The sequence below is a fragment of the Parapedobacter sp. genome (assembly GCF_035556095.1).
GTDB lineage: Bacteria > Bacteroidota > Bacteroidia > Sphingobacteriales > Sphingobacteriaceae > Parapedobacter.
This window is the reverse complement of the sequence record NZ_DATMFT010000022.1, coordinates 212,942-224,580: the sequence shown is the minus strand read 5'-3', so window position 1 is coordinate 224,580 and position 11,639 is coordinate 212,942. Positions and strand designations below refer to the sequence as shown.

Here is an 11,639-nt window from a genome sequence, read left to right as displayed (position 1 = left end):
GGCCACGCTTACGGCTACGAGCCCTGGGACGGCTACGATCACCGGTACGCTTGCGGGCACGGACATCACGGACGAGGAGACGGTTGTGGTTACAGTTGGTGCGGCCTCTGTTGGCCATACGACTGCTACTGTCGGGGCCGGAACGGCCGGGGAGGAAACCACGATTACGGTTACGGTGCTGGACGAATATGATAACCCTGTTGCAGGCGCGTCAACCGATTTATCGGGTAGCATCATCGGTGATAACACGAGCACGCTGACGTTCGTTGCGGGTACGGCCCCTGGTACTTACAAAGCGGTTTACACACCGACCAAGTCTGGCATGGATAATATTGCCATTACCTTAAACGGCGATGCCATCAGTGGCAGCCCTTACTCTTCAGAAATCATAGGCGGACCAATAGCAAAATTGGCAATAAGCACCCAGCCTAGTGCAACAACACGGAGTGGTATGGTATTCGGCCAGCAACCCACTATCGAGCTATTGGACGCATTTGACAATCCAGCTGGCCCGCGCACGGGTAGAACTGTTCTATATGCCGCTATTAAATCGGGGAATGGGGCATTGGACGGCACCGCTGCAACGCGGCTGCTAAGTGACACAGAAAGCTGGAGTTTTACCGATCTAGGCATTACCGGAGAGGCAGGTATTTATGAACTGGAATTCAGTATTTCAACAACATCCGCAACAACTATACCGGCGGTAACATCAAATGCAATCACCTTAATCGCAGGTGCACCGGATGCTTCCACCACAACTGCTGTTGTCACGCCGGGTACGGCTGGCGAAACCACTACCATCACCATTATCATTCGCGATAGCGAAGGCAATCCGGTAAGTGATGTATCGCTTGATGACATTGATCTGAATATCGACGGTGCAAATACAGGGGCGGAAGTAGGTGATATAGTCGATAACGGTGATGGCACATACTCGGTGACCTACGTACCAACCCGAGCAGGCGAAGATGAAATCCACATTGCCCTGGGGGGCGCCGCCATCAACGGCAGTCCGTATAACAGTACGGTGTCACCAAATACGGCAACCCAGCTTGTCTTTATCGAACATCCCGTTGCCGGTGCCAGCGGTGAAATATTTGCTACGCAACCGTTGATCGAGATCCGCGATGCTTACGGCAACGTTATTACCTCAGACAACGACACAGAGGTAACCGTTGCAATTGCTGCTGGAAATGGTGGTACACTTACCGGCGCAACAACGCTCGTGGCTACCTCGGGAATCATCACGTTTACTGACATTGCGCTTTCAGGTATCGTCGGTGAAACGTACGTACTCAATTTTACGGCTAATCCAGCACTGACATCAGCTCCATCGAAAGTGATGGTTGCCGGCCATGGTACCGCTGCACAACTTGAGTTGGTAGCAAGCACGGCCGACTTGGCTTCTGGCAATACCCGTCAATTGACAGCCACGTTGAAAGACAATGCTGGAAACACCATTACGACCGGCATTGAGAGTACGCTGCAAATTGTATTTGCACAACAAAGCGGCGATGGGTCAATCACCGGCTTATCGGCGGCTACAACCAATGGAGGTACGGTTCAACTTACGATCACCGGTGAAAAGGCCGGTAACGTGACCCTTGTCGCCAGCACAGCTACACCGACATTGGAATCTAATACGCTGGCCTTCCTCGTAACAGTGGATAAATCGGCACTGCAAACAGCTGTTGGTGAAGTGGATGGATTGGTAGAAACGGATTATACGCCAGCAAGTTGGGACGACCTGCAAGAGGCAGTAAATACCGCACAGGTTGTGCTCGATAATCCGACGGCTACGCAGGCAGCAGTAGACGCAGCGTTGGAACAATTGAATAATGCCATCGCAAACCTATCCGCGGGCAGTAGCTTAGCCGCCCCGACAGCTGTGGTGGCGCAAGCGGGTGATGAACAGGTGCAACTTACTTGGAAGGTACCCGAAAACACCGACGGTGCCCCAATAACGGACTACGTAATCCAGTATACCACGGACAATGGTGCAACTTGGCATACCATTGACGACGGTATTTCTACAGCTACTGAAACAACGTTAACGGGACTGACCAACAACGTGCCTTATCGGTTGCGCGTGGCGGCAGTCAACGCGGCCGGGACGGGCGCGTTTAGTGCTGCCACGCCCGTGGTAGTGCCATCCATACCGGTGCCCGACGAAACCGGTGAACTGCCAACACCGCAGCCGGGAGAGACCGTCGTGATTGTTGACGGCCAGCCGGAAAACGTTACATTGGAAGTGATCGATAACAGCTACTTGCGACTAAGCGGTGATGGATTCGCAATGGATTTGGCTTCTATCGGTATCAATGATCAGCTAATCCCAATTACGGACGTTGAAGCGGTCATCCGTATTATCCGTGGTGAAGGGGCTTCGGTGCGGGTGACAGGTTATGGCTTTGAGCCGGGAACGGTAATCACATTGTACGTGTTCTCCGAACCGCAATTGCTGGGTCACATACCTGTACAGGAAAACGGTACGTTTGAGGGCACATTGGCGATCCCTGCTGATCTGGAATTGGGTAGGCATACCTTGCAAGCCAATGGTGTGGTACGGAATACGAGAGAGGAGCGCTCGGTATCCATAGGTGTGCTTGTAGTGGAAGAATTGGAACAACAAATTGCGTTTGCACCAATCCCGGACAAGACCTACGGCGATAAAGAAATCATATTGCAAGGAACGGCAACCAGCGGATTATCGGTATCTTACCGAATAACGGATGTGCAGGGCAACGATACCGATATCGCGGAAATTGTGGACGGTAACCGTGTGCGTATAAATGGCGCAGGTACGGTGCAAGTCATCGCATCGCAAGCCGGTGCAGGAATTTATGGGGCCGCGGAAGATGTGGTGCGGACATTGGCTATCCAACCCGCTACACTTTCAGTTTCGGTTCAAGCTGTCGACCGACCATTCGGGGAGGCCAATCCGGCGTTTGAACTCCATTATTCCGGTTTCGAGAATGAAGATACGGAACAGGATTTGGAACAAGCGCCGGTGGCCACAACCGCGGCGACGCCGAGTAGCGACGTAGGCAACTATCCAATTACAATCAGCGGTGGAAAGTCGGCGAATTATGTGTTTAAATATAACGAAACAACGCTGACCGTGACGCGCGCCCATCAGCAGATTGAATTTGACGCGCCGGACGAGTTGGATCGCAGCGTGGGCCGTGTACCGCTGGATGTACTGGCCAGCAGCGGCTTGTCGGTGACACTGACGCTAGACGATGAGCAGGTGGCTAAGCTTGACGGGAACACGCTCGATGTACTCCGTGTGGGAACCGTCACCATCACCGCCACGCAGGAAGGAAACGCCAATTATTATCCGGCCGAACCGGTAAGCGTTACCATCCAGGTAACGGATGGAAGCGACTTCCCGGTGCGGGTGCATAAAGCCGTATCACCGAATGGCGATGGGATTAATGAATTCCTGATGATTGAAGGAATCAGGGATTATCCGGAAAATAGGGTAACCATCATCAATAAAAATGGAACGGTATTGTTCGAGGTTTCTGGATATGACAATGCGAATAAGGTCTTCCGCGGCGTCTCTACCGGACAGTTGCAATTGCCTGCGGGAACTTATTTTTACATTGTTGAAATCAAGGAAAATGGCGAATGGCGGGCGCAGAAGGGATACTTTGTAATGAGGTATTGATTAGTCGTTGGTCATCAGTCGTTAGTTATTAGATAAAAGGAAAATGAGAAGAATAACAATGAATACGGTAGCTGCGATTTTGATGTTCGCAGCTGCCGCAAACGCGCAACAACCGCTAACGCATACGCAACATGGGCGGTTGCGCACGGTTTTGAATCCAGCAGCAAGTCTGATAGCCGGTGGTGGCGAAGTAAGTGTGATCAGCCGCCGCCAATGGGTGGGCGTGGATGGTGCGCCTGCCGTATTTTGGGGTAGCGGACATATCGGCTTTAAAGACTTTGGTGCCACGGCGGGGCTCAGCATCCGCCATGAGAGCCTGGCGGTGGAAAAACTTTCCGAAGCCAGTGCATTTTTTGCGAAGAGCGTCCGTATCTCCCAAACGGAATACGTGGGATTGTCGCTGAATGCCGGAGTAGCTTACATGGACGGGCGCTTCTCGCAGTTGGACCCACAAGACCCTGCATTTCGAGAAGACGTAAAGGAAGTCGATCCGTTGGTCGGCTTTGGTGTAATGTTGTATAGACCCGAGCGCTACTACGTGGGACTCTCCCTGCCACGCCTGATGCTGAGCAGCTTGGGTGGGTCGGACGATAGCCGATACAATTTCCGTAACATCTACCACCTTACGGCAGGGGCGTTGTTTCCGTTGGGTACAGATTTCCACTTCCGCCCGTCCGTGTTGGTTACGTACTCCGAAAGCCTCCGTCCACAGGCAGAAGCCTCCGCCTTATTCTTCATTAAGCAAGTTTTTGGTATAGGCGGCAACTTCCGCAGTTATGGGGAGATTGCTGGCATGGCTCAGTTCAATTTCGCGAGTTTCGGGTTAGGATACAGCTACCAGTTTAATCCCGGTAGCGAAGTGTTGAGTAGGCGCATCAACAACACCACACACGAAATTGGACTCAGCTATCGGTTCGGCAATCAGCTAGGTCTTCTCTAGCGCCCGTTGCGTTCGCCGGTAGGCCCACCGCTCCTTGAAATCTAGCCATTTCTGACCGCTTATCTTCCGCATCGAGTTGTCGACAAGTCGCATCACGAAGACGTTATATAGCATCTTTGCCACGCGCCGCGGTGTGCGCGGTAATGCCCGCAACGTCATCGAAAAACCACCGTCGAGATAGGTGATGTAATGCCACCAACCGCTTGGCATATAGAGGGCATCACCGTGTTTCATGTGCACTTCATAACCCTGCACATTTTTTAGGGCTGGGTATCGGTCGAAATCTGGGTTGTCGAGATCGATCTTGTCGATGTTGTGTATTGAAAATGGCACCTTGTATAGGTCTTTGCTTTGATCTGGCCCAAACAGCAGCACACGTTTGTTGCCTTCGAAGTGAATGTGCAGGTTGTCCGGCAAATCGATGTCGTAATGGGGGAAGACCTTGGATAGCCCACCTCCAAAAAACAGAGCTGGTAGCCGCTTGAAGAATTTCAGTCCGATATCGGGATATTCAAAATCTTCCAGCAGCTGTGGGCAATGATCTTTCAACGTGTAAAAGAAAATACGGAGGTCGGTGGGTGTTGATTTAAGCAGGTCGATGTATTCGCCGAACTGCATTTTCATCACCGGTTCATAAACGCTTTCTTTTCCCTCGGCAGGCTTATTGTTATACAGCGGCACGAGCTGCTCGCTGGCCAGGGATTTGATATGGTCAAATGTCCATTTGCTGTTCCATGCGTCCGTGAGGTTCTCAATAAGTACAGGTTGTTGTGTACGGTAATACCGCCGGATAAATTGTTCTTTCGGAATGGGCTGTATACGTTCGAGGGGTTTGAGATTAAGTGCTGCCATATGCATTGGGGATGTGTAATCCGTTTTCTTCATTGATTTTTTGGAGCAGATAGTCCTTGCCCAATAGTTCCGAACACGTTAGCACCGCACAAATGGTTACTCCAAGGATACCGTGCATGTTGACGCTCTGTCCCGTGAGCAGAAGGTTTTTGATCTTAGTGCGCGGTGGGAGATTGTTTTTCAGCGGCTGGTTGGCATCTTTTATAAAACCATACATCCCGCCGGTTTCACTACCAATATAGTCGCGGTAGGTGAGTGGGGTGGATGCATACGTTGCGCGGATATGTTTCCGCAGATCTGGGAATTTCTTCTCTAGCTCATTGAGCATGACCTCAGTTTTCCGTTGCTTGAATTGCTCATAACTGTCGCCACGATCGCTTGCCGATGCAACCGTGTTATGCGTCTGGGCCCACCTAGAGACCTCCTCATAGCGCATGTAAGTGAATACGGTCATCCCTTCTGCCCACTGATCGTTTTCGCTTTTCGCATTCATCGACACCATGTACCCAGCAGGCCAGTCGGTCTCGTCGTAATGGATGTTGCCCCATACGCTGGTTTCGTCTTTAAAATGGTAATAATTGTAATTGAGGTACGGTATTCGTCCCGGTTTCAGTACGATGTAGAGGCTGAATGACGAAATGGTGTCCGCTGCCTGCCGGATGTGGTTGATGTACGATTTGCGTACGGGGTATTGGCCCATGAGGCGAAGTGTTTGCTTGGGGTCAACGTTGGATATAAAGGTATCTGCCCGATACGTACTTCCATCGGTAGTTGAGACCGACCGCACTAGGCCATCTTCGATGTGAAGTTGTGACACCTCTTTATACTTCAGCGTTTTGCCGCCGTTCTTGTGGATTGCCTTGATGAGAAGCTTGGCAATCTGACTGCCACCATTCAAACATCGCCATGCACTTTCGATATAGGAGTTGGTGGATAGTGCGTGAACATAGAATGGGGTCTTGTCGGCGATTCCAGCATATAACAGATTGACGCCGGCCAGGACCGCACGTAGTTTCGGGTTGGTGGTGCAGCTGTTTATCACATCGTGCACTTTCAAACTGAGTATTTCTTCATTCCATTGGTAGGCGTCTTTGCCATTGAGAAAATAGAGAGGAAATTGCTGGCAAACCTCTTGCATACGCGTGTAAAACTTGGCGATACCATGACGCTCGCTAGGAAAATAGTGGCAGAGCTGGTTGATGAAGTTGTCTCCACCCTGTGCGTATGGGTACTCGTGAGGGTCATTATCGAATGTAATCCGGTCGAAACCGTTCTTATCCATACGCTTGAGATGGAGGTTGTCAGCGATGCCAAGATAGTTGAAATACTGATAGAGGTTTTGGCCTTTTTCCAATCCGCCCAGGTAATGGACGCCTGTGTCAAAGATGCAACGATTGCGTACAAAGGTCTGGAGATTGCCGCCGTACTGCTTGTTTTTCTCCAATACGAGCACCTTAAGTCCCTCCTTGGCCAGGATGGTGGCACAGACGAGACCCCCAAGGCCACTTCCGATGACAATGATATCAAACGATTCGCGCATGCGGCGTAAAGATAGGAATTTGTTGGTTGAGATTGGGCCGCAGAAATTGGATATAAAGGTAAATTTAAGTAGGTTTGAAGCACAAGAATACATCCCCAACCATGGATAAAACATACCAATTAGAAATTTGTGCCAACTCGGTATTGTCGGCTTTAACTGCGCAGGAAGGCGGGGCCGATCGTGTGGAACTGTGTCAGAATTTGGATGTGGGTGGAACCACCCCTTCATTGGGGCAGGTATGGCTTACCAGGGCAGGCTTGTCTATCGGTGTGCACGTATTGATCCGACCCCGAGCCGGGGATTTCTTATACACAGACACCGAGTTTTTAGAGATGAAATCGGATGTCATGTTTTGTAAAGAAGCGAAATGTGATGGTGTGGTGATCGGTATGCTGCTTGCGGACGGGCAGGTTGATTCCTTACGTATGGCCGAATTGATTGAGCTGGCTCGGCCCATGCAGGTGACTTTCCACCGGGCATTCGACCGTTGCAGGGACCCTTTCGAAGCCTTGGAGGCCATTATCAACCTCGGCTGCGACCGGCTGCTCACCTCGGGCTTGAAAAACTCTGCCATGGAAGGTGTGGAGACGATAGCCCAACTGATCAAACAGGCTAACGGGAGGATCGAAGTGATGCCGGGCTCAGGTATCAGCGAACAGAACATCACACAAATCGCGGAGCTGACGGGAGCCACTTCGTTCCATTCATCGGCTAAAATCGAACAGCGAAGTGGGATGGACTACGTAGGTGGCGAAGTGGGAGGGATGGGTGACACCGTTTGGGTGTCTGCAAAGGAAAAAATCCGCCAAATGGCGGATATGCTAAAAAATCGTTAGAAAGAAACCGAAGTAAACGGTAAGCTTACTTCTTCAATTCAGTGGCCAGTTTATCAAGGACAGCGTTGTTCTTCACAACTTGGCTGTTAGCCGGCATTTTGGAACGGCTACCTGTTTCAAGGTTACGGCCAAGCTTCAAAAATTGCACTTCGTTTTTTGCCACTACCTTATTTCTTCTGTCTTTTCTTTTTAAGCGTGTAACTCCCATTTTCTTATTTTTTTGTCATAAAAACGAGGTCGGAAGCGGATTCGAACCGCTGTAAAAGGTTTTGCAGACCTCTGCCTAGCCACTCGGCCACCCGACCCTTTCGCTAAAGGACTGCAAAGCTAAGATAAATTATTGATAATAGGAAAGGTAGAATGGATATTAATTGAGTGTACAATAATCCATACACTCGTTGGTATGACTCATGTTAGAGTAGTGTGCTGATAATTAATTGATTAAGCTATTAATGCAAATCGTGGCGCATATCTTGCCACTCTCTATCTGGTTTTATACATAAATTTCAACGAAAAAGGAGAAATCAAAAATGAAAAAATTAGTATTAGCAATAGTAGCATTAGGCGTCTCTGTAGGTGCCTTCGCGCAAGGTCAGCCCATGGGTTTTGGTATCAAAGCCGGGGTAAATTTCCCGAAGTATAATTTTTCGGGCGATAATGCCGCGTACCAAACAAATAGTTCGACTAATTTTCACGTGACCGCGTTTTTAGATGCGCCAATCGCGACCGATTGGTTTTCAATCCAGCCCGGCGTGTCGTTGCAAGGGAAAGGTGCAGAATTAATCGATAACGAATTTGGTTCTTTTACACAGAATACGATGTGGTTGGAAGTCCCAGTTAACTTCGTTGCTAAGTTCCCAGTGCAGAATGCAGGCAACTTTTTCCTGGGCGCAGGTCCATATGTTGCATTCGGCCTTTCTGGGAAGAACAAGTATGATTCAGACTGGGGTTCTACAGAAACTGAATTTGAGTTTGATAAGGAAGGAACGTTGAAAGGCACTGATTTCGGTTTGAACTTTATCGGCGGTTTTCAATTCGCTAATGGACTGATGGTTCATGGTGGATATGGCATGGGGATAACCGATCTCCGCGGCTCAAACAACAACTATTTTACGGGCGACGAAAAGTTGACCAACCGCGTATGGACCGTTGGTTTAGGGTTTGCACTATAGCGTAAGCCAGTTACAACACAAAAAAAGCCCGTCTCGTGCTAAACGAGACGGGCTTTTTTTGTTTTCAATGAAACCGTCACACCTTGATTTCAACTTCAACACCGCTGGGCAGTTCGAGCTTCATCAGCGCGTCTACCGTTTTGGAGTTGGAGCTGTAGATGTCCAACAGCCGTTTATACGCACAAAGCTGAAACTGCTCACGGGCTTTTTTGTTCACGTGTGGTGAACGCAAAACCGTGTACACTTTCTTTTCTGTTGGCAAGGGGATGGGACCACTTACCACCGCGCCTGTGGGTTTTACCGTTTTGACGATTTTTTCGGCAGATTTATCTACCAAGTTGTAATCGTACGATTTCAATTTGATTCTGATACGTTGGCTCATGTTATTTAGTTAAAAGTGAAAGCTGCCCGTTAGAGCTATTAACAACAGGCAGCCTATGGTATTTGAATTAAACGTTTACTTTTCCTTTTGCCTTGGCAATCACTTCTTCTTGGATGTTGCGTGGAGCCTCAGCGTAATGGTCGAATTCCATTGTCGACGTAGCGCGTCCGGAAGTGATGGTACGCAGTTGCGTAACGTACCCAAACATTTCGGATAACGGTACTTTTGCTTTGATAACCTGCGCCCCGGCACGTGTATCGACACCTTGCAACTGTCCGCGGCGGCGGTTCAGATCGCCCATCACGTCACCCATGTTTTCTTCCGGTGTAAGCACCTCGATCTTCATGATCGGTTCCATCAATACCGGCTGGCATTTCGGGAGTGCCTCACGGAAAGCCGAACGCGCACAGATTTCGAAAGAGAGCGAATCGGAGTCGACTGCGTGGAACGATCCGTCGATCAAGCGTACTTTCATGCTGGATAGTGGATATCCGGCTAATACGCCATTTACCATCGAAGATTCGAATCCTTTTTGTACAGATGGGATGTATTCTTTGGGAATAGAACCACCCACGATTTCGTTGACAAATTGCAACGGAGACTTCGAAAGGTCGTAATCGGCATCCACCGGAGAAATGACCACCTGGATGTCGGCGAATTTACCGCGACCACCGGTCTGTTTCTTATACACCTCGCGATGTTGGGTTGTGCCGTTGATGGATTCCTTATAGGCCACTTGTGGTGCCCCTTGGTTTACTTCCACTTTAAACTCACGCCGTAACCGGTCGATGAGAATATCCAGGTGAAGCTCACCCATTCCGGAGATAACGGTCTGGCCAGTTTCCTCGTCAGACTGAACACGGAAAGTCGGATCCTCTTCAGCAAGCTTGCCCAATGCTACACCCAGTTTGTCTACATCGGCCTGTGTCTTCGGCTCAATGGCCAAGCCGATAACCGGCTCTGGGAAATTCATGGACTCCAATACGATCGGGTTTTTCTCGTCGCAAAGCGTATCGCCGGTTTTGATGTCTTTAAAACCAACCACCGCACCGATATCACCGGCTCCGATATTTGGAATCGGGTTCTGCTTGTTGGCATGCATCTGGAATATCCGCGAAATCCGCTCTTTGTTGTCCGACCGCGTGTTGAACACATAGGAGCCGGCTTCCAGATTACCGGAATACACCCGGATAAAGCAAAGCCGGCCAACAAATGGATCGGTAGCAATCTTAAAAGCCAACGCAGAGAACGGCTCTTTCGTGTCCGGCTTACGGCTGATTTCCTGGTCATTGCGTGGGTCCGTGCCTTTTACAGCTTCCTGGTCCATAGGTGAAGGCAACAATTCCATCACGAAATCGAGCATGGTTTGCACCCCTTTGTTTTTAAAGGATGATCCGCAGACCATCGGTACGATGGAGTTATCAAGCACGGCCTTGCGCAGCGCGTCCAACACTTCACGCTCGGTGATGGAATCCGGATCGTCGAAGAATTTCTCCATCAACGACTCATCGTAGCTAGCTACCGATTCCAACAGTTTTTCGCGCCACTGGGCCACATCGTCCAACATATCGTCCGGGATGGGCACTTCGGTAAAGGTCATCCCTTTATCTTCCTCGTTCCACACGATACCGCGGTTGTTGATCAAGTCAACCACGCCTTTGAAATTATCTTCAGCACCGATCGGCAATTGCAAAGGCACAGCTTCCGAGCCAAGCATTTCTTTTACTTGCTTGACCACATTCAGGAAATCAGCACCAGAGCGGTCCATTTTATTGACAAAGCCAATACGGGGCACTTTGTAATTGTCAGCCAAACGCCAGTTGGTTTCCGATTGTGGTTCCACGCCGTCTACGGCAGAGAATAGGAATACCAGTCCGTCCAATACACGGAGTGAACGATTCACCTCTACGGTAAAATCCACGTGTCCCGGGGTATCGATGATGTTGACGTTGTACTTGTTGTCACGGTAGTTCCAGAATACGGTTACGGCAGCTGATGTGATGGTGATGCCGCGTTCCTGTTCCTGTGCCATCCAGTCGGTCGTAGCCGATCCTTCGTGCGTTTCACCAAGCTTATGGTTTACCCCTGAGTAAAACAGGATACGCTCGGTGGTGGTGGTTTTGCCAGCATCAATGTGAGCGGCAATACCGATGTTTCTTGTGTATTTTAAATCCCTTGACATAATGTTCTGAGATGATCCGCAGGGTGCGGATGTTTTCAAAATTGCACCAATAAAAAATACAC

The 11,639-nt window shown here is 49.8% G+C and carries 9 protein-coding genes and 1 tRNA gene; 4 read left to right on the top strand and 6 right to left on the bottom strand.

Annotated features, from left to right (window positions below):
• Both VNQ80_RS14825 and VNQ80_RS14820 read left to right on the top strand, forming a co-directional pair.
• The coding region (locus tag VNQ80_RS14825; RefSeq protein WP_325639985.1) for a filamin/ABP280 repeat domain-containing protein at nt 1-3,673 on the top strand (3,673 nt) is incomplete at its 5' end.
• A 43-nt stretch (nt 3,674-3,716) separates the two neighbouring features.
• Entirely contained in the window at nt 3,717-4,613 is an 897-nt protein-coding gene (locus VNQ80_RS14820; RefSeq protein ID WP_325639983.1) for a PorP/SprF family type IX secretion system membrane protein, read from the top strand.
• Here VNQ80_RS14820 and VNQ80_RS14815 read toward each other — a convergent pair.
• Both VNQ80_RS14815 and VNQ80_RS14810 read right to left on the bottom strand, forming a co-directional pair.
• Entirely contained in the window at nt 4,599-5,465 is an 867-nt protein-coding gene (locus VNQ80_RS14815) for a cupin-like domain-containing protein (protein ID WP_325639981.1), read from the bottom strand. The two genes, VNQ80_RS14820 and VNQ80_RS14815, sit on opposite strands and share 15 nt — an antisense overlap.
• Nucleotides 5,452-7,005, bottom strand: a complete 1,554-nt coding sequence (locus VNQ80_RS14810; protein WP_325639979.1) for an NAD(P)/FAD-dependent oxidoreductase — start codon at nt 7,003-7,005, stop codon at nt 5,452-5,454. The genes VNQ80_RS14815 and VNQ80_RS14810 overlap by 14 nt, the downstream gene beginning before the upstream one ends.
• A gap of 101 nt (nt 7,006-7,106) precedes the next feature.
• Between VNQ80_RS14810 and VNQ80_RS14805 the strand changes: the two genes are divergently transcribed.
• Entirely contained in the window at nt 7,107-7,841 is a 735-nt protein-coding gene (locus VNQ80_RS14805) for a copper homeostasis protein CutC (protein ID WP_325639977.1), read from the top strand.
• 25 nt (nt 7,842-7,866) lie between these two features.
• Here the strand turns inward: VNQ80_RS14805 and VNQ80_RS14800 are convergent, their stop codons facing one another.
• Entirely contained in the window at nt 7,867-8,049 is a 183-nt protein-coding gene (locus VNQ80_RS14800; RefSeq protein ID WP_325639975.1) for a spore protein, read from the bottom strand.
• Between the two features lie 26 nt (nt 8,050-8,075).
• A tRNA-Cys gene (locus tag VNQ80_RS14795) sits at nt 8,076-8,146 on the bottom strand.
• A 225-nt stretch (nt 8,147-8,371) separates the two neighbouring features.
• Between VNQ80_RS14795 and VNQ80_RS14790 the strand changes: the two genes are divergently transcribed.
• Nucleotides 8,372-9,013, top strand: coding sequence for a porin family protein (locus VNQ80_RS14790; protein ID WP_325639973.1), 642 nt, complete (start codon nt 8,372-8,374; stop codon nt 9,011-9,013).
• A 76-nt stretch (nt 9,014-9,089) separates the two neighbouring features.
• On the opposite strand, the gene rpsJ is transcribed toward VNQ80_RS14790, so the two are convergent.
• Together rpsJ and fusA are read right to left on the bottom strand one after the other, a co-directional pair.
• Nucleotides 9,090-9,395, bottom strand: a complete 306-nt coding sequence (gene rpsJ / locus VNQ80_RS14785; RefSeq protein ID WP_090632042.1) for a 30S ribosomal protein S10 — start codon at nt 9,393-9,395, stop codon at nt 9,090-9,092.
• 67 nt (nt 9,396-9,462) lie between these two features.
• Nucleotides 9,463-11,577, bottom strand: coding sequence for an elongation factor G (gene fusA / locus VNQ80_RS14780; RefSeq protein WP_325639966.1), 2,115 nt, complete (start codon nt 11,575-11,577; stop codon nt 9,463-9,465).
• Between the last annotated feature and the right edge of the window lie 62 nt (nt 11,578-11,639).